Origin of the sequence: Undibacterium cyanobacteriorum (genome assembly GCF_031326225.1) — a bacterium.
GTDB lineage: Bacteria > Pseudomonadota > Gammaproteobacteria > Burkholderiales > Burkholderiaceae_D > Undibacterium > Undibacterium cyanobacteriorum.
The window spans coordinates 1,333,299-1,358,437 of record NZ_CP133720.1 but is presented as its reverse complement, the minus strand read 5'-3'; the positions used below and the strand labels follow the sequence as shown (position 1 = coordinate 1,358,437).

21 protein-coding genes are annotated in these 25,139 nt (G+C 49.6%); 12 read left to right on the top strand and 9 right to left on the bottom strand.

Going from position 1 to position 25,139, the window contains the following annotated elements:
* Positions 1–10: 10 nt before the first annotated feature.
* A complete protein-coding gene (locus tag RF679_RS05575; protein WP_309483227.1) occupies positions 11–415 on the top strand; it encodes a bacteriohemerythrin in 405 nt (134 codons plus the stop codon).
* Positions 416–422: 7 nt separating this feature from the next.
* Here RF679_RS05575 and RF679_RS05570 read toward each other — a convergent pair whose 3' ends face one another.
* The 3 genes from RF679_RS05570 to lptF are packed head-to-tail and all read right to left on the bottom strand — an operon-like array spanning position 423 to position 3,159.
* The gene (locus RF679_RS05570) at positions 423–812 is read right to left on the bottom strand and encodes a sirohydrochlorin chelatase (protein WP_373921741.1); all 390 of its coding nucleotides are present in this window, start codon (positions 810–812) and stop codon (positions 423–425) included.
* Between the two features lie 32 nt (positions 813–844).
* Positions 845–1,975 carry an LPS export ABC transporter permease LptG gene (gene lptG, locus RF679_RS05565; RefSeq protein WP_309483225.1) on the bottom strand — a complete coding sequence of 377 codons (1,131 nt, stop codon included), beginning with the start codon at positions 1,973–1,975 and terminating at the stop codon, positions 845–847.
* Positions 1,972–3,159 carry an LPS export ABC transporter permease LptF gene (gene lptF, locus RF679_RS05560; protein WP_309483224.1) on the bottom strand — a complete coding sequence of 396 codons (1,188 nt, stop codon included), beginning with the start codon at positions 3,157–3,159 and terminating at the stop codon, positions 1,972–1,974. The genes lptG and lptF overlap by 4 nt, the downstream gene beginning before the upstream one ends.
* 283 nt (positions 3,160–3,442) lie before the next feature.
* Between lptF and RF679_RS05555 the strand changes: the two genes are divergently transcribed.
* From RF679_RS05555 to RF679_RS05525, 7 genes are all read left to right on the top strand, one after another.
* Positions 3,443–4,948, top strand: coding sequence for a leucyl aminopeptidase (locus RF679_RS05555; protein WP_309483223.1), 1,506 nt, complete (start codon positions 3,443–3,445; stop codon positions 4,946–4,948).
* 129 nt (positions 4,949–5,077) lie between these two features.
* Positions 5,078–5,848, top strand: coding sequence for an exodeoxyribonuclease III (gene xth / locus RF679_RS05550; RefSeq protein ID WP_309483222.1), 771 nt, complete (start codon positions 5,078–5,080; stop codon positions 5,846–5,848).
* Between the two features lie 610 nt (positions 5,849–6,458).
* Positions 6,459–7,343 (top strand): HDOD domain-containing protein, encoded by an 885-nt coding sequence (locus tag RF679_RS05545; protein ID WP_309483221.1) that lies wholly within the window; start codon positions 6,459–6,461, stop codon positions 7,341–7,343.
* 158 nt (positions 7,344–7,501) lie between these two features.
* A complete protein-coding gene (locus RF679_RS05540; protein WP_309483220.1) occupies positions 7,502–7,882 on the top strand; it encodes an SxtJ family membrane protein in 381 nt (126 codons plus the stop codon).
* Between the two features lie 103 nt (positions 7,883–7,985).
* Positions 7,986–8,135 (top strand): DUF5989 family protein, encoded by a 150-nt coding sequence (locus tag RF679_RS05535; protein WP_309483219.1) that lies wholly within the window; start codon positions 7,986–7,988, stop codon positions 8,133–8,135.
* 1 nt (position 8,136) lies between these two features.
* Positions 8,137–9,972 carry a carbamoyltransferase family protein gene (locus RF679_RS05530; RefSeq protein WP_309483218.1) on the top strand — a complete coding sequence of 612 codons (1,836 nt, stop codon included), beginning with the start codon at positions 8,137–8,139 and terminating at the stop codon, positions 9,970–9,972.
* A 93-nt stretch (positions 9,973–10,065) separates the two neighbouring features.
* Entirely contained in the window at positions 10,066–11,271 is a 1,206-nt protein-coding gene (locus RF679_RS05525) for a hypothetical protein (RefSeq protein WP_309483217.1), read from the top strand.
* Between the two features lie 173 nt (positions 11,272–11,444).
* Here the strand turns inward: RF679_RS05525 and RF679_RS05520 are convergent, their stop codons facing one another.
* The 6 genes from RF679_RS05520 to prpB form a co-directional block, all read right to left on the bottom strand.
* Entirely contained in the window at positions 11,445–13,337 is a 1,893-nt protein-coding gene (locus RF679_RS05520) for a propionate--CoA ligase (protein ID WP_373921740.1), read from the bottom strand.
* A gap of 728 nt (positions 13,338–14,065) precedes the next feature.
* On the bottom strand, positions 14,066–15,250 hold the full coding sequence (gene prpF / locus RF679_RS05515; protein ID WP_309483216.1) for a 2-methylaconitate cis-trans isomerase PrpF: 1,185 nt from the start codon (positions 15,248–15,250) through the stop codon (positions 14,066–14,068).
* A gap of 162 nt (positions 15,251–15,412) precedes the next feature.
* Entirely contained in the window at positions 15,413–15,598 is a 186-nt protein-coding gene (locus RF679_RS05510) for a hypothetical protein (protein WP_309483215.1), read from the bottom strand.
* A gap of 225 nt (positions 15,599–15,823) precedes the next feature.
* Entirely contained in the window at positions 15,824–18,418 is a 2,595-nt protein-coding gene (gene acnD / locus RF679_RS05505; RefSeq protein WP_309483214.1) for a Fe/S-dependent 2-methylisocitrate dehydratase AcnD, read from the bottom strand.
* Positions 18,419–18,601: 183 nt separating this feature from the next.
* Positions 18,602–19,756, bottom strand: a complete 1,155-nt coding sequence (prpC, locus tag RF679_RS05500; protein WP_309483213.1) for a bifunctional 2-methylcitrate synthase/citrate synthase — start codon at positions 19,754–19,756, stop codon at positions 18,602–18,604.
* 170 nt (positions 19,757–19,926) lie between these two features.
* Positions 19,927–20,817: a methylisocitrate lyase gene (gene prpB / locus RF679_RS05495; RefSeq protein WP_309483212.1), complete on the bottom strand. Its 891-nt coding sequence runs from the start codon at positions 20,815–20,817 to the stop codon at positions 19,927–19,929.
* A gap of 405 nt (positions 20,818–21,222) precedes the next feature.
* Between prpB and prpR the strand changes: the two genes are divergently transcribed.
* The 4 genes from prpR (at position 21,223) to RF679_RS05475 (ending at position 24,987) form a co-directional block, all read left to right on the top strand.
* Positions 21,223–22,902, top strand: a complete 1,680-nt coding sequence (gene prpR / locus RF679_RS05490) for a propionate catabolism operon regulatory protein PrpR (protein WP_309483211.1) — start codon at positions 21,223–21,225, stop codon at positions 22,900–22,902.
* 107 nt (positions 22,903–23,009) lie between these two features.
* Entirely contained in the window at positions 23,010–23,393 is a 384-nt protein-coding gene (locus RF679_RS05485; protein WP_309483210.1) for a response regulator, read from the top strand.
* On the top strand, positions 23,390–24,004 hold the full coding sequence (locus RF679_RS05480) for a chemotaxis protein CheC (RefSeq protein WP_309483209.1): 615 nt from the start codon (positions 23,390–23,392) through the stop codon (positions 24,002–24,004). The genes RF679_RS05485 and RF679_RS05480 overlap by 4 nt, the downstream gene beginning before the upstream one ends.
* The gene (locus RF679_RS05475; RefSeq protein WP_309483208.1) at positions 24,001–24,987 is read left to right on the top strand and encodes a sensor domain-containing diguanylate cyclase; all 987 of its coding nucleotides are present in this window, start codon (positions 24,001–24,003) and stop codon (positions 24,985–24,987) included. Before RF679_RS05480 ends, RF679_RS05475 begins: the two co-directional genes overlap by 4 nt.
* Positions 24,988–25,139: the final 152 nt, after the last annotated feature.

Below are 25,139 nucleotides of genomic sequence, written 5' to 3'. Positions count from 1 at the left end.
TAGACGTCATATGAACTTCTTCGAATGGAATCAACAACTTAGCGTAGGAAATCCACAAATTGATGCGGATCACCAAACTTTGATTGGTTTGGTCAATGAATTTGGCGATACGGCGGCAAAGCATCCTGATGCCACGCAACTTGAGAGGATTCTACAAAAGCTCATCGAGTACACCTCGACTCACTTCGAACGCGAGGAAACCTTGATGCGCGAGATAGGATATGCAAAAACCCGAGAGCATTTGAACCAACATGCGAAGCTACTTGCTCGCGTTCATGATTTGCAAAAAGAAATGCAGCTAGGCCGGATTTCAATTGCCATCGAAACTGCCGAGCTGCTGCGATTTTGGCTAACTTCCCACATTATGCTGAGCGACCGCGATCTCGCCGAAGCGATACACTCGAGGGCTGCCTAACGCAGGATCACGCAGATTGGCTGCGCAAGCAGTAATCACAAATCGCTTGCAAGACCAACTCGTCTTCCCCAGCGGCTTCGGCTTTCTCGATGTTAAGGTGAGGATATTGAAGTCTGATTTCATCGATCATCATCGGCAGATCGCGCATCACATGGCCACCTTGCCCTAAGAAAATTGGTACCAGATGAATATGTCGAATACCGGCAGCTTCAAGTGCCTGCGCTATATCAGGCAAACTTGGCGTCATAAACTCAAGAAACGCCAACTCCACTCTGAGGTCTGGCCTCTGCGACTGAAGCATGGTATGTAAGCGACGAAATGGTTTGGCCCAGGCGTCGGCACGTGCACCATGAGCAAATAGAACAAGTGCCTTGGTTGTTGGAGTTGATTGGGTCATCTGGCAACGATCTGCAAACAAGTCAATAAAACTCAATGGCGCTCGACGTAACGCAAACCCGCCAACGCAAGCAATGAGAAAATAAAACTCGGGAACAAGGCGGTCACGAATGGCGGCCATGTATTAATTAAGCCAAGATGGGAGAACAGGCTGTTTACCAAATAAAATACCATCCCCAACATAATCCCACTAAAAATACGCAGACTAATGCCGCCATCGCGGGCATGTAAATAGGCAAATGGAAGCGCCAAGGCCATCATAACTAAGATCGAAATCGGATAGGTCATCTTCTTCCAAAAAGCCATATCGTAGCGTTTGGTCGATTGTTTATTATCAGCCAGATGTTGCGTGTAAGAGGACAACTCATAGGCCGACATGCGATCGGGCTCGATAAATAAAACCGACAAAATATTCGGGGTGATTTCCGAAGTCAGTTCTTTGGAGTCAACATGAATCGTCTTCGCATCTAAGATTTCTTCGCTCGCGATATTGCGTGGAAAGCTCGTTTCCACCACATTGCTGAGTTTCCACACATGCGAACGTACATACTCTCCGCGTTCGGCATTGATTTGGCGCATCAGCTGGAAGTCTTTATCGAACTCATAAATTTTGACGCCCAAGAGTTCGCGTGTTTGCGAAACTTTGTGCACGTTCAAAAAACGAACCCCAAGGACGGCACCGTTTAGACCATCTTCGCGAATTAAATCTTTGGTCCACATTCCGCTTCGGAATTCTTGAGTTAAGGGGCCGCCTTGCGCCTCTGCCTTAATGGTCTTGGCAATCTTTTCTGTCTTGGGGGCGACAATTTCACCTAGTACAAAGGTGACCACAATAAAAACAGCTGCAATCCGCATCAAAATTTTTGCAGCGGTCCAGGAAGACATACTCGCGGCGCGCATGATGGTAAATTCTGAATTGGCAGCAAATTGAGCGAGTACATAGATACTGCCTATCAGTACGGCAATAGGCATCAGATCATAGGCTTTGCCGGGCAGGCTTAGTCCAATCACCATCAGGGCATGCTGAAGGCGATAGCCATCTTTGGTCACTGCACCAATTTCTGACATCAAGTCGAAAAAGGAAGTCAGGAGCAGCAATGCCATCAATACAAAACTAACGGCGCGAAAAATCTCTTGCCCAAAATAACGACGTAACACAGTCATGATGCGTCTCCCGCCTCAGTGTGAGCAGACTTGGGAACGACATCAGGAATGGTCGCGTCACAAGCTCGTTCGCTGCGGAAACAGGCCTTGAAGCGCGACCACAATCCGCTTGGATGCAAACGACTATTCAATTTCAAACGCCACAAAAAGAAAATCATAATGAGGCAGCCAACCAATACGTGCATAGGCCAAGTGGCCTTCCAAAAACTCAAGCGCCCGTTCACGACCGACAACTGCAGCATATTGAGCATGGTGATGTTAATCGACACGAATAGTAAGGCCGCAATCAGATTCGCCGAGCGCCCTACCCGTGGATTCACATACCCCAATGGAATTGCCAATAACATCAACAGCAAACCCATAAATGGTAGCGACACACGCCATAAAAGCTCGCCATCACGCAAAGGTGTTGGATTTTCAATCAAGCTCATCAAAGGCAAGGCTTTGGCGCTGCGATTGTCGCTATCCAGTTTATTTTGAGTAGAGACCAATACAGCGTATTTTTCAAACTGCATCATTTGAAAATCGCCTTCGGTCGGCAAACCGTCATAACGACGGCCTTGACTCATTACAAGAAAACGATCGCCATGATCGTCGATTTCGATCTTACCCTCACGGGCTACGATCACACTGGTGCGCCCATCTTTCTCGGTACTGGTAAAAATATTTTGTACCTTACTGAGATCACCTGCGACTTCTTCAACGAAGGACACCCGCCCACCGCCACGCGATTCTTGAAACTTGCCGGGCGAGACCTTGGAAATGTCTTCTCGCTTCTCATAGCGATTACGCACTTCCAATTTTTGCTCATTAGCCCACGGTGATACCACCATACTGAGTGCTCCAACTAGCATCATAAGTGGTATCGCGATACTCAAAACTGGCTTAATCCATCGCGTTAAGCTCAAGCCTGAGGCGAACCACACCACCATCTCAGATTCTTGATAAGCACGAGTAATGACCAGCAGCACCGAAATAAAACCGGTCAAAATCAATAAAATAGGAAAATAGTCGAGGGAGGTAAAACCAATCAAAACGAGAACATCGCGCGACCCGACTTTGCCACCTGCGGCTTCGCCGAGGATGCGGATCAACATGAAAGTCACGGTAATCGTGAACAATACCGTGAACACCGCGCCCGCTGCACTGAGTATTTCTCGCCTAAGCGCACGTTCAAAAATCATAAAAAATATAAGTGGTTATATCGGCCTTACAAGAGCGCTATAATAGACGTTTTTCACCAAGATCGCGCTGCCACGCGGCATTCTGGCCACAAGCCTAGTCTGATTGGCACCGCAATTGACGCCACATTGAGCGAGCGCTTTACTGTACTCTCTGTCGTCGATCTGGTGGACAAAACCGATGTCGTTTGCAAAAAGCATAAGATAGTACGAGCAAAGCATCGATCATGCATCGCTAGTCTGATCAACAACAAGGCAACTCTAAAGTAATATTAAGGAGCAAGACGTGGACTTTATCATAAAAACACTAGACGCCAAAAGCGCACACAACACTATTAAAACCGGATGCCTCGTAGTCGGCGTCTTCGAAAATAAGAAATTGTCCGCAGCCGCGACCGTTCTCAACAAGAAAGGCGCGATCGATGCAGCTCTGAAGTCTGGAGACATCTCTGGCAAGGTCGGCTCCTCCCTTTTGTTACGCGGCCTCGCTGATGTTGCAGCAGAACGCGTTTTGCTGGTGGGCTTGGGTGATGATCCAAACAAAGTCAGCGAAAAAGCTTTGACGAGCGCGGTCCAAACTGCCGCACGTTGCTTGAATGGCTTGGGCGCCTCCGACGTAAGTTTGGCTTTACCAGCAGTAGACGGCCGTCCGACCGCGTGGACTATCCGTCAAATCGTCATGGCATTCAACGAAGTCGTATTCCGCACCGACGCTCACAAGAGTAAAAAAGACGCCATTCCTGCCAATCTGAAAAAGATCAGCATTGTGGTCGCCTCGAATGAAGGCGCCGCTGCGAAATTGGCTCTGGCTCAAAGTATCGCCTTGGTCAACGGCATGGAATTGACCAAAGAACTCGGCAACACGCCCGCAAACTTCTGCACGCCAACGCATTTGGCCAACACTGCCAAGAAGATCGCGACCCAATTCAAGATGGGTGTAGAGATTTTGGATCGCAAACAAATCCAAGCGCTCAAGATGAATAGTTTCTTGTCGGTTTCTGCAGGCACCGATGAACCACCAAAATTCATCGTCTTAAAACACATGGGCGGCAAAGCCAAAGATGCGCCTGTGGTCTTAGTCGGTAAAGGTATTACATTTGACTCCGGCGGTATCTCGCTCAAACCAGGCCCAGGCATGGATGAGATGAAATACGATATGGGTGGTGCAGGCTCCGTGTTAGGAACCATGCGCGCGATCGGCGAAATGAATCTCAAATTGAATGTGATCGCCGTCATTCCGACCTGCGAAAATATGCCATCTGGTCGCGCTACTCGCCCAGGCGACATCGTCACTTCCATGTCAGGCCAAACCATCGAAATCTTGAACACGGATGCAGAAGGTCGTTTGATTCTGTGTGACGCATTGACGTATGCAGAGCGCTTTAAGCCAGCTGCGGTGATTGACGTCGCAACCTTAACTGGTGCGATCATCACTTCCCTCGGTCACCATAACACTGGCTTGTTCACACGTCATGACGACGCACATGACAAGTTGGCTGATGAGTTGTTGGCTGCTGGTAAAGAAGCAAACGATACAGCATGGCGCATGCCAATCGGCGAACTGTATAACGAACAGTTGAAATCGAACTTTGCTGATATGGCTAATATCGGTGGCCCTGCAGCGGGCTCGATTACAGCAGCGTGCTTCCTCGAGCGTTTCACACGTAAGTACACTTGGGCCCATTTGGATATCGCCGGTACTTCATGGAAGTCGGGCGCGGCCAAAGGTGCAACGGGTCGCCCAGTGCCAATGCTCACGACCTTCTTGATGAAACGTGCTGGTCAAGCTTAATTAAAGCCAATACACTCTTGGTTCACGATTGACATAAATCGTCGCACAACCAATCACTATGCCGCTGCTGTGTGCCAACATAGCGCGGCATTTTTATCACAACAACGATTACAGAATAGAGATTGACTCATGAAACTGGTTACTTGGAACGTCAATTCATTAAAGGTCCGCTTGCCGCAGGTCTTTCAGTGGTTGGAAATGAATCCCGTTGATGTGTTGTGCATCCAAGAAACCAAGCTGACTGACGACAAATTCCCGCAAACGGAAATCGAAGCAGCCGGCTATCACGTCGTTTTCACTGGACAAAAAACCTATAACGGCGTCGCCATCATTTCACGTCATCCGATGACGGACGTGCAAAAGAACAATCCTCTCTTCGAAGACGAACAACAACGCATCATCGCCGCCACCATTGAAGGCATGCGTATCATCTGCGCCTATGTACCGAATGGACAGGCGCTCGACTCCGAAAAATACCCCTACAAATTGAGTTGGTTAGCCGCTCTGCGGGACTGGGTTCAAGCAGAGATGCAAACTTATCCGGAACTCGCTTTGCTCGGTGATTACAATATCGCTCCCGATGATAGAGACGTGCATGATCCTGCGGCGTGGGAAGGCATGAATTTGGTGTCACCGCCTGAGCGTGCGGCGTTCCAGGCTTTAATCGACCTCGGTTTAAGCGATAGCTTCCGCCAATTCGAACAGCCTGAGAAAACCTTCAGCTGGTGGGATTATCGACAACTCGGCTTCCGTCTCAATAAGGGCGTGCGGATTGATCACATTCTGCTATCCAAACCCTTGGCCGAACGCTGTACATCATGCGTCGTCGACCGAGTGCCACGTAAGTGGGAACAACCGTCGGACCATGCTCCAGTGATCGCCACTTTGAATCCACGCTAAGCCTGCGCTAGCTCGCCGATCTCACCGCGAGAACCGCTCGTGTCCAAATTGAAGAAATCATCAATCTGGAAAAGTCTCACCGAGATCTGTGTCCTCTGCGCGCTCTGGCGCAGAGCACGGGCTTATCCGAAGCTACAAGCTTGGTTCCGCAGCAAGCCAAACAAAAACCTGCCAGAACGTGGCAAATAGACATCAGGCACTTATCACTTGCCCGTGAACGTGAGATAGCTGAGGATCACAAAGAGACGACGGCCTACGCTCACGAACTTTGATGACGAGGACAAAGACTTGAGCTTGTCGTCCTTAGCTCTTCTCAATTACGAATCAATTCATAACTTTTCACCAAGCCAATTTCACAACACGCAATTCAAAACCTCATTCTGATCGCGAAATTTAATTTCCATACAGAAAGGTTTTCTGCTACATTGGTACTTAATGATTTTTAACAATTGCCGCTCTGCGATCAGATTGAAGACAAATCAGCAGGACGCGTCGAGGGGAAGTTGAAACAAAGGTATAAAGCGTGCTGACACTGCTTGCCCAAGCAACACAGGCTACACAAGCAGATCAGCCTTTTTCGACTCTTTTTTATACGGAGTAAGGCTCTGTGATGAACAAGACTCAAGCCTTAAATTTGCTGGTAGAACAGGCTCTACGTGGCGACCTCGTTTTTTCAGCCAGCGTCTCGACCTCGCTGCGCGTGCAAGAAGCCATTAATGTGGAGGACTGTTCTCTCGACAGTGCCAGCAAAATCATTCTCAATGAACCCTTGTTAGCCGCCAAAGTGGTCGCCGTCGCCAATAGCGCAGCGTATAAACGCTCTACCGGTGAGGTCGCCAATGTGCGCTCGGCCATTGCTCGCCTTGGCTTCAAAACCCTGCGTGCTCTAGTGGCGTCATTGGTCGTGCGGCAAATCGCTGGGGCGAGTAAAAATCCGCAGATCCGCGCCAAAATTAATCAGCTTTGGGAACACTCTGCACAAGTCGCAGCGCTCGCCCAAGTATTAGCTCGACGCGTCACCAAACTCGACCCTGAAACCGCGATGTTTGCCGGCATAGTCCATGAGGTTGGCGGCTTCTACCTATTATCCCGAGCCGAAGAATTCCCTTGCCTGCTTGAGCCCGACGACTTATCTGGCGCAGAGGACGATGACAGCTATGATCCTTTCAGTGAAGCCAGTACCGAAGAAGAGTCACAGGAGTCCATCATTGGCCGCGCCGTATTACGCGACTTGAAACTACCAGATGAAGTCAACAAAGCGCTCGAAGGTCTGTGGTACGGTCTGCGTGCCATGCCACCGGAAACGCTCGCGGACACGCTCCTCGTCGCCAATGAACTGGCGCGCACCGTGTCTCCGCTCGATACACGCACCGACACGGATACGGATCGCTGCGAAGCAGATATCAATTTCGTCGTTGGCGAGGGCAGTTTGCAGTCAATTTTAGAAGAATCAGACGACGAAGTTCGTACACTGTCAGCAGCATTAATTATTTAACATCATCATACCAACAATGCTTTAGATTGCTTAGTTTCACACGGACGGGGTCGATACGCCATTTTCCGTCCTAATATGCGATACTGCCGACCTTCGAACACGATCGCATTGAAATCATGAGTCAGTCGGCACCTCCCTCCAAAAAACCTGAAATCGAAATGTCGAGCGATCGAAATTTCGGTTTCATCATGTGCGCTTTCTTCGCTATCATCGCCCTACTCCCGCTACGTCATGGCCATGAACCACGATTATGGGCAGGTATTATTGCACTCACCTTTCTGATTCCAGCCTTATTTTTCTCACGCATCTTGCATCCCTTGAATCGCGCATGGATGCATTTTGGTGAGCTCTTATCGAAGATCGTCAGCCCGATCGCCATGGGCATTGTTTTCTTTGGCGCAATTACCCCATTTGCACTCATCATGCGCTTGTTTGGCAAAAGACCTCTCGATCTCAAGCCGAATCCCAAGGTGGTGAGTTACTGGAAAAAACGCGATCCAGCCGGCCCCGACCCGCAATCTATGAAAGACCAGTTTTAGAATGAAGAGGCGCGGCTTGATGTTAGAATCGCGCTTTCATGCTGGGTGAACGCACCCACCGAACATACACAGTTTCAAGACTCTTTTTAAGCAAGGTACTATCTTGTCGTTTCTCAAAGAACTATTTGCCTTCATGAAGGCCAGAAAAAAATTCTGGTTGGTTCCCATCCTGTTAGTGATGGCACTCTTAGGCGTGCTTATCGTGTTAGCACAAGGCAGCGCTATCGCTCCTTTTATTTACACCTTGTTCTAATATGATCATCGTTGGAATCTCTGCGTATTACCACGATAGCGCGGTCGCTTTAATCCGCGACGGTGAAATTATCGCGGCAGCACAAGAAGAGCGTTTCACTCGTAAGAAGCATGATGCCGCTTTCCCGCACCAAGCACTGAGTTACTGCCTGCAAGAAGCGCATATCGATGCCACACAAATTGATCACGTGGCCTTTTACGACAAGCCTTTCCTAAAGTTTGAGCGGTTGCTGGAAACGTACTTGGCCTTTGCACCGAAAGGTTTCTCCTCGTTTCGTTTAGCCTTGCCTGTCTGGTTACGCGAAAAGCTCTTCCTTAAAAGTCTGTTGGCCAAAGAGCTCAAGAAATTTTCCAGTTCAGTGGTTTGGGAAGATAAGCTGCTATTTGGTGAACATCATCAAAGCCACGCCGCGAGTGCTTTCTATCCATCCCCCTTTGAAGAAGCCGCGGTGTTAACTCTGGACGGCGTGGGCGAGTGGGCCACCAGTTCTGTCGCCATTGGGCGCGGCAAGAGCTTAGAAATTTTCAAGGAAATTCATTTTCCGCACTCCTTAGGTCTGCTGTACTCTGCCTTCACTTATCACCTCGGTTTCAAGGTCAATTCCGGCGAGTACAAAGTAATGGGATTGGCGCCTTATGGCGAACCGCGATTTGTCGATACCATTCTGAAGCACCTCATCGACGTCAAAGAAGACGGTTCCTTCAGCCTCGACATGCACTATTTTGACTATTGTGCTGGTCTCACCATGACCAATCAGGCTTTCAGTCGCTTATTTGATCTAGCTCCACGCACTGCCGAACAAGCTTTGCAACAAGTGCACATGGATATGGCCGCATCCTTGCAAGCGGTCACTGAAATCGTGGTGCTGAAATTGGCAGCCGCGATTGCCGCCGAAACGGGGATGAAAAACCTCTGTTTGGCGGGTGGTGTGGCGCTCAACTGCGTAGCTAACGGTAAGCTTTTCAAACAAGGAAGTTTTGAGCGTATCTGGGTGCAGCCTGCCGCAGGCGATGCCGGTGGCGCCCTAGGGGCTGCACTGGCGGCGTATCACGGTTATCTCGGCCACGAACGCGCGGCCTGCACAAGCTACGATCGTATGCACGGCAGCTATCTCGGACCTGCATTTGCACAAGCCTCCATCGAGCAAGCCCTGCGGGATGCGGGCGCACAATTTAGTGTACTTGAAGAAGCCGACTTAATTGATCAATGCGCACAGGATATGGCGCAAGGTCGGGCCTTAGGCTGGTTTCAAGGACGCATGGAATTCGGACCTCGCGCATTGGGCGGTCGCTCCATCTTGGGCGATGCACGTTCACCAAGTATGCAGAGCACACTCAACCTTAAAGTAAAGTTTCGCGAATCTTTCCGCCCTTTCGCACCCGCTGTTTTGCGAGAAGATGTGCAAGATTGGTTTGAGTATGATGCAGACAGCCCTTATATGTTGATGGTCGCCGAGGTGCACCAAGATAAACGTATCACGGTACCAGAATCAGAAAAAGCTCTATTCGGCATCGACAAACTCAAAGTCGCTCGTTCACAAATTCCGGCCGTCACGCATGTCGACTATTCAGCACGAATTCAAACGGTCACTGCCGATACCAATCCACGCTATCATCAGCTGATCTCCCGCTTTAAGTCCCTGACTGGCTGCCCAGTAATCGTCAACACCAGTTTCAATGTTCGTGGCGAACCGATTGTAAATACCCCAGAGGAAGCCTTTAAATGCTTTATGGGTACCGATATTGAACGCCTAGCGATTGGTAATTGCTATCTCAAAAAAGAAGAGCAAGATCCCAAACTGCGCATCAGTTACGAAAACGCATTTGAACTCGATTAATGATTGTGAGCACATTTACTCGCAGTGTGACTGGTACTAACAGCTCGCACTGATAGCCAGTATCAACAACTCGCACCAACAGAAATTGAAGGCATGAAACTCCTCAAGAACCTCCTACTCTCTGCGGTCACCGTTATTGTTTTGTTGATCCTGATTGAACTCGCTCTACATCTCGCTAACTTCCCTGCTACTCCGAAAGCAGGTTGGAGATGGGATGAGAGTCCTTACCGTGCCGTCATTAACAAAGACGATCATCAAGTCAATCAATTGGGGCTACGTGGGCGCACAATACACTATGCCGATGACGACTATGTCATAGCTCTTGTGGGAGATTCACAAGTCGAAGCAGGCACGCAAGCCGCAGACCAATTGCCAGAAATCAAACTCGAAAGAGCACTGCGCTCTATGTGGGGTACGGAACACGTCAAAGTATTTTCGATCGCCTCGGCTGGTTGGGGTCAGGATCAGCAGTTGCTCGCCCTACAGGACTACTTCCAGAAATTCAGAGCCAACGCCGTCGTCGTATGGACCACACCGGTCAATGATTACTGGGAAAACACCTTTATCGATCGCAGTGTGACGGAAGAAGCCGGCAAGTTAAAACCCACCTTCGCGATTGCGGGAACTCAGTTAAAAACGATGATGCCGCCACGCTTCGAGTTCAAACTGCGCAATCTAATGGCACTGGCGCTCAGCCCTAAAGTCAAGGATCAAAAAATTTCGATTGAACAGGTGTATCTGAATCGTTGGGTGCGCGGTTTGCCATCCAAACAAAGAGCAGCAAGCGATCCCAAAAATTGCCCTACTACGGAAGTCAAAGAATCTGAACTAATTGAAGCCTTTGTACAGGGGCAAAGAGCCTATACCTTATTGGTCGAAGAGGATGTCGACAATGGACGTAGCCATTTCACCCCTTTTCTCCAACACCTTTCACCACGCGAAGAATATGCAGTTCAAATTTCGCATCGTCTATTCGAAGAATTGCAGAACGTGAGCAAAAGCCATGGCGCAAATTTCCACATCTATCATCCGTATCGAGATGATCTGGACGCAGCCTTTCGCGAGATCAAATGTGTGAAAAATACGAAGCACAACACTTACTTCGCCTATGATGGATCGGACTGGTTGCGTTTCCTCAAAAATTCGAGCTTGGCACCGACTCTTCTGAGTCCACAAGTCAATAGCGACCATGCTTTGAACGTTAGCAAAGGTGATTGGCACTTCGGTGATGAAGGCAATACCTTAGCGATGCAGGCGCTCGCCCAATTGCTGCCGAAACCAAGTACTCTCAGCAAGTAGCAAGGACGCCAAATTTTCTGAAGACGATCAGAAATCGCCGACATCCTCCAAACATCAGCGCCATAAAAGAAAGGGGGCCACCTTGCGTGACCCGCTTTCTTTTTTTTTAACGACATTTAAAAAATAGTGTCGTAATGCGGCCTATATCAATATCGCATTGCTGGCCATCCAAACTACACAGCAGCAACCGCGGCTTTAATTTGCTGCAAGGAATTGGGATCTTCAATCGTCGTCAAATCACCTGGATCGCGTCCCTCACACACGGCTTGAATGGAGCGGCGCAAGAGCTTACCCGAACGTGTCTTTGGCAGCAACGGCACAAAATAAACACGTGCAGGACGCGCGACCGCACCCAGCTGTTGATCGACCACGGCCATCACTTCGGCTTCCAAAGACTTCGCCAATTCTGCAGTCCCGGCGCGTTCAGGATTCTTAATGATGGCGAAGGCAACCGCAACCTGCCCTTTCAATTTATCTTCGACGCCGACCACTGCCACTTCAGAAATTTGAGGGTGGCTAGAAATGCTCTCTTCGATTTCACGTGTGCCTAAGCGATGCCCTGCCACGTTAATGACGTCATCGGTGCGCCCCAAAATAAAGTAGTAACCATCTTCGTCGCGAATACCCCAATCGAAAGTGGAATACAGTTGATCATGCGCGAAGTTAGACCAATAGGTTTGCACGAAACGTTGGTCATCGCCATACACGGTTTGCATCACGCCTGGAGGCAAAGGTCCTTTAATCGCCACCACACCTTTCTCATTCGGACCACAGACCGCGCCAGTGCTCTCGTTGATGATGGTCACGTTGTAACCATACATAGCGATACCAGGGCTACCAAGGCGCGTGTCTTTATGTTCGACACCACGTGCCACCGACAAAATCGGCCAGCCCGTTTCGGTTTGCCAGTAGTTGTCGATAATTGGCACACCCAATTCTGTCGCGATCCAATTCGACGTCGTTTCATCGAGTGGTTCACCCGCTAAGTACAAAGCCTTGAGAGAAGAAATATCGTATTTCTTCATCAACTCAACAGGATGCTTCTTCAATACCCGCACTGCCGTCGGTGCCGAGAACATGCGCGTGACTTTATATTTCTCAACGATGCTCCACCATACACCTGCATCAGGACGAATTGGCGTGCCCTCGTACATAATGGTCGCCATACCCGCGATCAAAGGGCCGTACACGATGTAGGAGTGACCAACGACCCAGCCAATATCGGACGTCGCGAAATAAGTTTCGCCCGCATTGCCACAGAAAATATGCTTCATCGATGAGGCTAATGCCACCGCATAACCGCCGACGTCACGCTGCACGCCTTTGGGTTTTCCTGTAGTACCAGAGGTGTACAACACATAGGACATTTCATTGGACTCTAACCAAGTGACTGGTACTTGTGCGTTCATATGCTGTTCACGCAATGCCGCATAATCGACATCACGCCCTGCGACTAAATTCATCGCATCGAGGCCACGATTGACTAACAACACTTTCGCTGGCTTATGCTCCGCCAGTGCGATCGCTTCATCCAGTAAAGGCTTGTACGGCACCGCCTTACCACCGCGCATCCCGGCGTCGGCAGACACCACCACCACGGGTTTAGCATCGTCAATACGCGTTGCCAAACTCTTGGAGGCGAAGCCACCGAACACCACGGAATGCACAGCACCGATGCGAGCACAGGCCAACATGGCAAATGCTGCTTCGGCAAGCATGGGCATATAGATTAAGACTCTATCGCCCTTCTTGACTCCAAGATCCAATAACATGGCTGACATGCGCTGCACTTCGACATGCAGTTCAGCGAAGCTATAGGTTTTCTCGGAATTGGTTTCAGTCGAAATGGCGATCAATGCCGCCTTATCCGACTGTGTCTCCAACCAACGATCAATCGCGTTATAACAAAGATTCGTCTCACCACCGACAAACCATTTGGTGAATGGGGGTTTGCTGTAATCGAGTACTTGAGTATAGGGTTTGTGCCAACTGATAAGTTCGGCTTCTTTGTCCCAGAAGCTGGCTGGGTCTTGAATTGAGGCTTGATAAAAATCTTGGTAGTTCATGGTGTCTCCAGTTTTTATAGCGTTTTGGTTTGAATTCTGTTGGGCGTTTTTTTGATTGTTATTTGTTTTAGGTTATCGCCTTTTGTACTACATCAAGTTATTTGTTCTCAATTTCTTTTCTTCGTTAATCGACCTTCTCTGGCCGGGGGTGGCCGGCGGCCAGTTACCTTTTTTGCGTCGCCAAAAAAGGTAACCCAAAAAAGGCGTCCACGCTGCCACTGCCCTTCGGGTTCCCAATTGTGCAAGACAAAAAAAATGGGAAAGCTTTGAAACTCGCCTTCGGCTCAGACAGCAAAGCTTTCTTTTTCCATTTTCTGTCCCGCACAATTGGCAGTGTCAGAAGTGGAACAGCGTTAAAATCAAAAGCAACAGCAACACCAAAACAATCAAGATCAAACGCAATTCGATTTTCTAATAGCGGTTGTAGGTCGTTGTTTTTGATTTTGCTTTTGACCTACCCCCGTTCGAGACGATGTAATTTGTGCTTCACAGAAAATGGATAAGAAAGTGTTGCTGTCTGAGCGCAGCGAGTTTCAACACTTTCCCATTTTTTGGGATGCACAAATTATGCTGACGCGTAGCGTAAGCACCCCCAAGGGGCGAGTCTACGGTCGCCTTTCTTTTGCTTACTTTTTCTTTGGCGAAGCAAAGAAAAGTAAGTAGCTGTCGGGCTACCCCCGACCAACAGACCTCAACTCAACCGAACAAGTCAATCAAATACAAAAACCTCAAAAACAATCCCCAGGCACCCGCACAAACCCTTCCATCAACACACGAGCACTACGACTCATGCTCGCCTTCTTCACGACCCATTCACCATCCACCAATTGCGCCTCTGCACCAACCCGCAAAGTACCAGAAGGATGGCCGAAACGCACTGCCGAGCGTGCACCGCCACCAGCGGCTAAATTCACCAAAGTGCCAGGAATTGCCGCTGCCGTGCCAATCGCCACCGCTGCTGTTCCCATCATCGCATGATGCAACTTACCCATCGACAGTGCGCGTACGCATAAATCAATTTCACTTGCACTCACTTGTTTTCCGCTCGAGGACACATAATCCAAAGGCTTGGATACGAAGGCGACTTTTGGTGTGTGCTGACGCTTTGCCGCTTCGTCGATGTGCTTGATCAAACCCATGCGTACTGCGCCGTAAGCGCGAATTGTTTCAAACTTTGCTAAGGCCGCTGCATCACCATTAATGGCATCTTGCAGTTCGGTGCCGGTGTAGCCAATCTCGTCCGCATTCACAAAAATCGTTGGGATACCCGCATTGATCATGGTCGCTTTGAGCGTGCCTATGCCTGGCACTTCCAGATCGTCGACCAAATTCCCGGTTGGGAACATAGACCCGCCAGCGCCCTCTTCTTCGGCAGCTGGGTCCATGAATTCGAGTTGAACCTCGGCAGCAGGAAACGTGACGCCATCGAGTTCGAAGTCGCCTGTTTCTTGTACCTCACCGTTCGTCATCGGCACATGCGCGATGATCGTTTTGCCGATATTGGCCTGCCAAATGCGTACTACCGCGATGCCATTGCTTGGCACATTGTCGACCAAGCCCATACTGATCGCGCATGAGCCGACTGCCGCGGAAAGATTGCCGCAATTGCCGCTCCAATCGACGAAAGCTTTATCGATCGCGACTTGACCGAATAAATAGTCCACATCGTGATCTTCTTTTGCACTCTTGGCTAACAACACGGTTTTCGAGGTGCTTGAGGTCGCACCACCCATGCCGTCGATTTGCTTACCGTAAGGATCAGGGCTACCGATTACGCGCAACAACAAAGCATCACGTGCCGCACCAGCTTGTTGGGCTGCGGCTGGCAAATCTTGCACGCGGAAAAATACACCTTTGCTGGTGCCACCACGCATATAGACGGCAGGGATTTTGATTTGGGCTGGGTGGGACATTGTTTTCCTTACTATCTCAATTTCTTGTACGGTTCAGCTACACGGCTGAGTATGTTAGTCGTCGCTCCTGCGAAGGCAGGAGCCCAGCGTCTTTCGCTCTACAACCAACGCCACTCGATTCCTGCCTTCGCAGGAATGACAGTCAATAATTTACTTAAGCTGCTAGTAGTCTCCAAGTTCTTTTCTACCGTCAATCTTATCCATCGCAATTTCTAACGCTCGTTGAACATCTGTCTTCTTTACGATACCGACATCCAGTAGCGCGTCGATTATGATTGCAGCAAGATCCTCAGAACTTATTCGATTCTCTTTGCTCGCCTTCCATTTTTCTTCTGTTCGCTTTTCCACAGATCGCTCTCATTTCCAACTATTATTTTTCGAGCTTCGTAGGGCGGGTGAAACCCGCGCTGCTCTTTCCATCCGCCCTGTTACTCAAAGTTCTGGCGGCGCGGGTTGCACCCGCCCTACTTTCTTTCATCGTCGCTCCTGCGAAGGCAGGAGCCCAGCATCTTTCGTTCTACAACCAGCGCCACTGGATTCCTGCCTTCGCAGGAATGACAGTCAACTTTATCCTCATGCGGATTTGGAAGACGCCAAAAAGTCCTGCGCAAAACGCTGCAACACTCCGCCTGCTTCGTAAATCGACACTTCTTCCGCTGTATCTAAACGGCAAGTCATCGGTACTTCTACGCGTTCACCATTTTTACGATGAATAACTAAAGTCAAGGTCGCGCGTGGGGTACGTTCACCGATCACGTCATAGGTTTCGGTGCCATCTAATCCTAAAGTCAAACGATTCACGCCTGCTTTGAATTCGAGTGGCAACACGCCCATACCGATCAAGTTGGTGCGGTGGATACGTTCAAAACCTTCGGCCGCAATCACTTCGACACCCGCCAAACGTACGCCCTTCGCTGCCCAATCGCGTGAAGAGCCTTGACCGTAATCAGCACCGGCAACGATGATCAAAGGCTGCTTACGTTCCATATAGGTTTCAATCGCTTCCCACATGCGCGTCACTTTGCCTTCTGGTTCAATGCGAGCCAAGGAGCCTGCTTTGATTTTGCCTTCAGCATCCCGCACCATTTCATTCTTCAAGGTTGGATTCGCGAAGGTTGCGCGTTGTGCTGTTAAGTGATCACCACGATGCGTTGCGTAGGAATTGAAGTCTTCTTCCGGCAAACCCATTTTCGCCAAGTATTCACCGGCAGCGCTGTCGAGCATGATCGCGTTTGATGGCGACAAGTGATCGGTTGTGATGTTGTCACCCAAGACCGCCAAAGGACGCATGCCTTTCATCGTACGCTCACCTGCCAAAGCGCCTTCCCAATACGGTGGACGGCGGATGTAGGTCGATGGTGCGCGCCAATCGTACAGAGGCGGCACACTCGCTGCTTGCTCGGTCGAGATCGCAAACATTGGCTCGTACACTTTGCGGAACATATCTGGCTTGACGCTAGACTTCACAATCGCATCGATTTCTTCATCGCTAGGCCAAATATCTTTCAAGCGAATTTCTTTGCCATCAACCACGGTCAACACGTCTTTTTCAATATCGAAACGGATCGTGCCAGCGATCGCATACGCAACCACCAATGGAGGAGAAGCCAAGAACGCTTGTTTCGCATAAGGATGAATACGTCCATCAAAATTGCGGTTACCAGACAAGACAGCCGTCGCATACAAATCGCGGTCAATAATTTCTTGCTGGATCACCGGATCTAAAGCACCGGACATACCGTTACAGGAAGTACACGCATACGCCACCACGCCGAAACCCAGCGCTTCTAAGTCTTGCATCAGGCCGGCTTCTTCCAAGTACAAAGTGACCGCTTTGGAGCCCGGCGCCAGAGAAGACTTGACCCAAGGTTTGCGTGTTAAGCCGAGGCGATTGGCATTACGTGCCAACAAACCTGCAGCAATCACGTTGCGCGGATTGGAGGTATTGGTGCAGCTGGTAATCGCCGCGATAATCACGGCGCCATCCGGCATTTGACCTGGCACATTGTCCCAAGCCGCTGCGATGCCTTTTGCTGCTAAATCCGTCGTCGCAACACGGGCATGCGGATTCGATGGACCTGCCATATTGCGCACGACGCTAGACAAATCAAACTGCAAGACACGTTCGTATTCGGCTGTCACCAAAGCATCGGACCACAAGCCAGCGACTTTGGCATAAGTCTCCACCAAGGCAACTTGCGCATCTTCACGGCCGGTCAATTTCAAATAATCGATAGTTTGCTGATCGATACTGAACATCGCTGCCGTCGCACCGTATTCAGGTGCCATGTTTGAAATCGTGGCACGATCACCGAGTGTTAAAGCCGCAGCACCGCTGCCATAGAATTCGAGATAGGCACCAACGACTTTGGACTTACGCAAGAATTCTGTGAGTGCCAAGACGATATCGGTCGCTGTGATACCAGGCTGCGGCTTACCCCTGAGTTCTACGCCAATGATGTCGGGCAAGCGCATCCACGAAGCGCGACCGAGCATAACGTTTTCAGCTTCCAGACCACCCACCCCAATCGCGATGACACCAAGTGCGTCGACGTGTGGTGTGTGGCTATCTGTACCCACCAAAGTATCTGGGAATGCCACGCCATTTTGATTGTGCACCACCGGCGACATGCGTTCCAGATTGATCTGATGCATGATGCCGTTGCCTGGCGGGATCACGTCGACGTTCTTGAACGCCAATTTTGTCCAATTGATGAAATGGAAGCGATCTTCGTTGCGACGATCTTCAATCGCACGATTCTTCTCAAACGCTTGCGGATCAAAACCGCCGCATTCGACCGCTAAGGAGTGATCAACGATGAGCTGCACTGGCACCACAGGATTCACTTGCGCCGGATCGCCACCTTGATCGGCAATCGCATCACGCAAACCCGCCAAATCAACCAGCGCTGTTTGACCCAAAATATCGTGACACACCACGCGCGCAGGGAACCACGGAAAATCGAGCTCACGCTTACGTTCGATCAACTGCTTTAAGGAGTCCGTCAAAGTCGCAGGATCGCAACGACGCACCAAGTTCTCAGCCAAGACACGCGAGGTGTAAGGCAGTTTGGCGTAAGCACCAGCCTCGATCGCTTCCACCGCTTCACGTGCATCGAAATAGTCGAGTGAAGTGCCGGGGAGATTTTTGCGAAATTGTGTGTTCATTCATTGTTCCTTTTTTGTTGTTACCGGCTCACGAGAATCTAGATCATGGCCGCAGCATTGGATCGTTTAGAAAATCCGTAGTCGGGATGCAGCGCTAGGCGGCAAACGGAGCAATATGTCGATATTGCGAGTATTGCCAACAACGCGATGCGCCCGAATACGGGTTTTAAAAATGATCCCAATTTACTTTCTGTCTTTCAAAGGCACAAACGCCAAATCTTCTGGTCCAACATAATTCGCACTCGGACGAATAATCTTATTGTCGATACGTTGTTCAATAATGTGCGCTGACCAGCCGGATGTACGTGCGATCACGAACAAGGGTGTGAACATCGCTGTTGGTACGCCCATCACGTGGTAGGACACGGCAGAGAACCAATCCAAGTTCGGGAACATTTTTTTGATGTCCCACATCACTGTTTCCAAACGCTCGGCGATGTCGTACATCTTGGTCGAACCCGCTTCGACCGACAAAGTACGTGCCACTTCTTTGATGACTTTATTGCGTGGGTCGGACACGGTGTACACAGGGTGACCAAAACCAATCACCACTTCTTTGTTTTCCACACGACGTTTGATATCGGCTTCTGCTTCGTCTGGATTGTCATAACGTTTTTGGATTTCAAACGCAACTTCGTTGGCGCCGCCGTGTTTTGGGCCACGCAAAGCGCCGATCGCACCCGTGATGGCGGAGTGAATATCGGAACCTGTACCAGCGATCACGCGGCTTGTAAATGTCGACGCATTGAATTCATGTTCTGCGTACAGAATCAAGGACGTATGCATTGCGCGCACCCAGGATGCTTTTGGTTTTTCGCCATGTAAGAGATGGAGGAAATGGCCGCCGATAGAATCATCATCCGTTTCGACATCGATACGTTTGCCGTTGTGGCTGAAGTGGTACCAGTACAAGAGCATAGAACCGAAGGAGGCCATCAAGCGATCAGCGATATCGCGTGCGCCTGGCACATTGTGATCATCTTTCTCTGGCAAGGTACAACCCAAGACCGATACGCCAGTGCGCATGACGTCCATAGGATGCGAAGAAGCTGGCAAAGCTTCCAAAGCTGATTTCAAATTCGCTGGCAAACCGCGCAAAGCTTTCAATTTTGCTTTGTAAGCGGCGAGTTCTGCCACGTTTGGCAATTTACCATGCACCAACAAATGTGCGATTTCTTCAAATTCGCAATTATCTGCCACGTCCAAAATATCGTAACCACGGTAGTGCAAGTCGTTACCGGTTTTACCGACGCTGCACAGTGCTGTATTGCCTGCAGCAACACCAGACAAAGCAACGGATTTTTTTGGTTTAAATGTTGGGTTTTCTTGTGTGGTCATTTTGATTCTCCAAAATATGTTCAGTTTATTTCTAAAACCCCTCAACGCCGAGGCACTTCAGACTTATTCCCTCCCCTTCAAGGGGAAGGAGCTAATAACGCTTTCTCTGCGCTCCTCTGCGCCTCTGTGTCTCAGCGTTGAGGGGTTTTGACTTTATGTTTCAATCCAATTTACTTGTTTTTTTGCTGCGCAAACAAAGCATCTAACTTCTGTTCGAAATCGTGGTAGTTGATGCGCTCGTAGAGTTCCATGCGCGTTTGCATGGTGTCGACTACATTCTTTTGCGTGCCATCGCGGCGAATCGCGGTATAGACATTTTCTGCGGCTTTATTCATGGCGCGGAAAGCGCTCAATGGGTAGAGCACTAAACCGACGTCGGCTGACGCCAACTCTTCGACCGTGTACAAAGGCGTCGAACCAAATTCGGTGATATTGGCGAGGATAGGTACTTTCACCGCGTTGGCGAATTGTTTGTACATATCGAGTTGCGTAATCGCTTCTGGGAAGATCATGTCCGCACCGGCTTCAACGCACGCCAAAGCACGATCAATTGCAGCTTCCAAACCTTCTACCGCCAGTGCATCGGTGCGCGCCATGATGACGAAGTTGTCATCGGTACGCGCATCCACTGCCGCTTTCACGCGATCGACCATTTCTTGTTTGCTGACGATTTCTTTGCCTGGGCGATGACCACAACGCTTGGCACCGACTTGATCTTCGATATGCATCGCTGCCGCGCCAAACTTGATCATCGATTTGACTGTGCGTGCGACGTTGAAGGCTGATGAGCCAAAACCGGTATCTACGTCGACCAACAAAGGCAGATCGCAGACGTCGGTAATACGGCGCACATCGGTTAACACATCGTCCAAATTGGAGATACCCAAATCTGGCAAACCGAGCGAGCCAGCGGCAACTCCGCCACCTGACAAATAAATCGCTTTAAATCCAGCGCGTTTCGCTAACAAAGCGTGATTCGCGTTGATCGCGCCGACAACTTGTAGTGGAGACTCTTCTTGCATCGCCTTACGGAAGGCGGCACCTGCGGAATATTGGGACATGTTCTTTTCCTTTAGTTTGGATGCTGCTGCTATTGCAAAGCGCGTGCCAGTTTGTTCACAGCATCCAAGGTCGGCTCATTCGCCAGCGCTAACAAAATAGCAAATCATCCAAAAATCAAAGACTTAAGTGACTGAACCAATCCCATTACCAGAGAGAAATACTTGGGTATTACGCAGATTCCCTTCACTTCTTAATGCAAAATTGAAACAAATGCGTTTCAAAAACGTTTCAATGATGTTTCAACTACGTTTCAAAACCGTACAAAAAATGTTTCAATTCTCCATTTTTGGCTTGAATTTGAAACAAAGTTGAAACAGAATGCGATCTCAAGGCCAAACTCGTCGAACCAGTCTTCCGGCATGAGCCATCGGCCATTTCCTCAGCTTTAGCCTACCCGATCCGCTATGAGTCGACTTCCTCACCCCGCCCGCGATCCCCAAGATAAGCCCATCATTTGGACCGTTTCGATCTCTCGTCTGTTCGATTTGTTTCGCGACATCATGGTCGAATACGATGCGACGGCAGACATCGAACCGATTCACCTCGGCTTTGAAGATGCGGTGCAAAGCTTGCGTGAGCGTCTACAAAGCGAACGCTGTGATGCAGTAATCGCGGCGGGCTCCAATGGCGCGTATCTCAAAAATCGCCTACCAGTGCCAGTCGTTATCGCCAAAGCCAGCGGCTACGATGTCATGCAAGCTTTGGCGCGGGCTCGTAAAGTCAGCCCAGCCATTGCAATCGTCACCTATCAAGAAACGATTAAAGAACTCGCAGATTTCAAATCGACCTTCGGCTTCGAAGTTGAGCAACGCACTTATGTCACCGAAGAAGATGCCAAAGCGCAAATCAGTGAACTCAAGGCGATGGGAATTAAAGCCATCGTCGGCGCAGGTTTAATCACCGACCTCGCCGAAGAAGCTGGCTTGACTGGCATCTTTATGTATTCCGCCAATTCGATTCGACAAGCCTTTGATGATGCGATAGAAATTGCACGTCTGACGCGCCTCGAAACCAATCGAGGACGCCAGCAAAGTCACGGTGAATTGCGGGCCCGTCATGGCATTAAAGATTTGCGTGGCGAATCTGAGCTGATGCAGAACGTACGGCAATCCATCATGCTGTACGCCCGCTCGCCAGCCACCGTGCTCATTCAAGGTGAAACTGGCACGGGTAAAGAACTCGCCGCACAAGCGATTCATCGAGAAAGTGCCCGAGCGCGCCACCCTTTCGTCGCCGTAAATTGCGGCGCGATTGCAGAATCACTCTTAGAATCTGAATTATTCGGTTACGAAGAAGGCGCCTTCACCGGTTCGCGCCGCGGAGGTCATGCCGGTCTCTTTGAAGCCGCACATCGCGGCACCTTATTTCTTGATGAAATTGGTGAGATGCCACTGCACCTACAAACCCGCTTGCTGCGGGTACTAGAGGAGCGTGAAGTCGTGCGCGTCGGTGGTGTCAGGCCGATACCTGTCGATGTGCGCATCATTTCAGCCACCCATTGTGATGTGCGCCAACGCATCGACGAAGGTCGGTTTCGTGCTGACCTGTTTTATCGTCTCGCGGTATTGCGCTTACGTCTACCGGCATTGCGGGAGCGGCCTGATGATATGGTGGATTTGGCACAATGGTGTCTCAAGCATGCAAGTGCCGCGATCGGCAGCCGCCCTCATCCCAATTTGCACGAAGAAATGCTACGTTGCGAGGAATTGCTCCAAGCGTATCCTTGGCCTGGAAATGTGCGTGAGTTACGCAATGCGATGGAGCGTGTCGCTTTGTCTTTATCGGTGAATCCGCTACAAGCTGTCACACCAAACTTGCTCGCTCAACTAATCCCAGAATTGCAAGAACCAGCACCCGTTAGAACCGCCCCAGATTCTTCTAATGCACCGCAACAAATCACCCTCGTCACTCAAGACCCATTCAGGCTTCCTAACAAAACAAGCGATGCATCCAAAGCAGTCTTGACACCCCCCCCTTCATTGGAAGAACTAATGCTGAGGTTCCAAAACAACAAAGAACAAGTTGCAAAATACTTAGGTATCAGTAGAACCACACTTTGGCGTAAGCTACGTAACAAAAAATAACATTTTTTCATTCGTGACACTCATCCGAAAGATCGACTTTTGATTCGCGATTCACAAGGCTTCGGTTAAAATGTTTAAGCTATGCAACTGCTGAGGAAAAACACTCTATGAATCAAGCAACTAACAATAAAAAGCTTTTGATCGTCGACGACAGCAAAGTCTCGCGGATGGTCATACGTGCGCGTGTCAAAGTTGTTCATCCAGAGTGGGAAATCATTGAAGCGGCAACTGGCGACGAAGGCATACAGATCGCCCTCAATCAGAAGCCCGATTTCTGTACCATGGACATCAATATGCCCGGTATCCTCGGAACTGACGCGGCAGAGCAGATTTTGCAGCAATTGCCTACTCTACGGCTCGTGATTTTTTCCGCCAATATCCAAGAAGCGTTTCAAGAGCGCACCAAAAACATGGGCGCGCTTTTTGTAGCGAAACCCGTCACTGAAAAGTCTATCGCCGAAGCCTTACGTTACTTCACGGAGTCGGTGTGAATAATTTATCTGAACTCCATCTCGATGCGCTCGTTGAAGTGTTCAACGTCGGGGCCGGTCGTGCAGCCGCTAGTCTCAGCGAAATCGTCGGCGATGAGGTAAAGCTATCCGTACCATCGATAGAGATCAAGAAATCCACTGAGGTTGACTCGACCATGCTGGCTTTCAATAGCAGTAAATTCGGTGTCGTGAGTCAAAATTTTTCCGGGCCTTTTGAGGCCCAAGCCTTGCTACTTTTTACCGAAAGTCATGCACTCGAAATCGTACGTGACATGATGGGTTCCCAAATGGGTATCGAAGAGCTCGCCGAATTTGAACAGGAAGCGATGTGCGAACTCGGCAACATTATCCTCAATGCGTGTTTATCAGCCATGGCGGATATGTTAAAAATTTCACTCGATAGTTCTTTACCGAATTACAAAATCGCTTCGCTTGAAGATATTTTTCATGGCTTGAACCAAACTGAAGAGCAACCTTATCTGCTCTTGCTCCACATTGATCTCGCGATCGAAAAACGTCACTCGGAAGGTCATTTGATTTTCTTATTGAGTTCCATGTCTTTGCGCAGTCTGGTCGACCAAATTGAACGTTTCCTGGGGACGATAGAATGAGCAAAGTCGAGCTTTATCAGAACGCGATTTTGGATGCCATCAACCTCGGTATTTTTGTGGTCGATGGCGGCGGCAAAATTTTGATGTGGAATGATTGGTTGGCCAAACATGCGCGCGTGTCGGCCGAGGATGCTGTGGGTAAAAGCGTTGAACAAGCCTTCGCCCATGTTCCGAGTTCTGCTTTTATGGCAGCACTGCGTAACACGCTACAGTACGGACTACCTGCTGTTTTGTCCAACGCATTCCATCGCGCGCCTTTGGCATTGTTTGCGATTGATGAGAAAGAAGAGCAACAAACGATTCATCAATCAATTACGATCACCGCCCTTCAACTGGGAGATGGTGGACGTTGCGCCTTGATTCAAGTGAGCGACTCAAGCACCTCAATCAAGCGTGAGAAAATGCTACGCTCGCATTCTGAAGTACTGAAAAAAGATGCGACAACCGACATTCTCACGGGTTTGTACAATCGACGCTTCTTCGATGAGCATTACAAGATCGCGCTAGGACAAGCGATACGCCAAAAATGGCCCATGACGATCTTCATGGTCGACATCGATTACTTCAAACAATACAACGACTACTACGGGCATCCAGCGGGAGACAAAGTTTTGTGCGCTGTAGCTCACGCTTTGAAGTCACAACTAGCGCGCTCATCAGATATGTTAGCGCGTTACGGCGGCGAAGAATTTATTTTGATTCTGCCGAACATGCAGGCTGAACATGGCATGCAATTCGCCGAGAAATTATTGCAAGCGGTCAGTGCTTTAAACCTACCGCATTTGAAATCCAAAGCGGCGAAGAACGTCACAATTAGTATCGGCTTGAGCACCTACGACCCGAGTCGCCACCGCGAAGTGACGGCACTGATCGATGCTGCCGATACGGCTCTGTATAAGGCCAAACAACAAGGTCGTAATCGCGCCAGTTATCTGGCACTCGACACTTTGATTTCGCATAGGATTGGCGCGACGGTTGAATAGTCGAAATTCACGTAACCAAAATCAATTCGACGTCTTTGCCTACTTTAACGAAATAAACTGAGCTTGGCTTCGTAGTGAGGTGATGCTTAAACTTGGTCTGATTGACTCGGTCGCATCAACATTCAAGCAAATGGACGATGAATAAGCGCGGC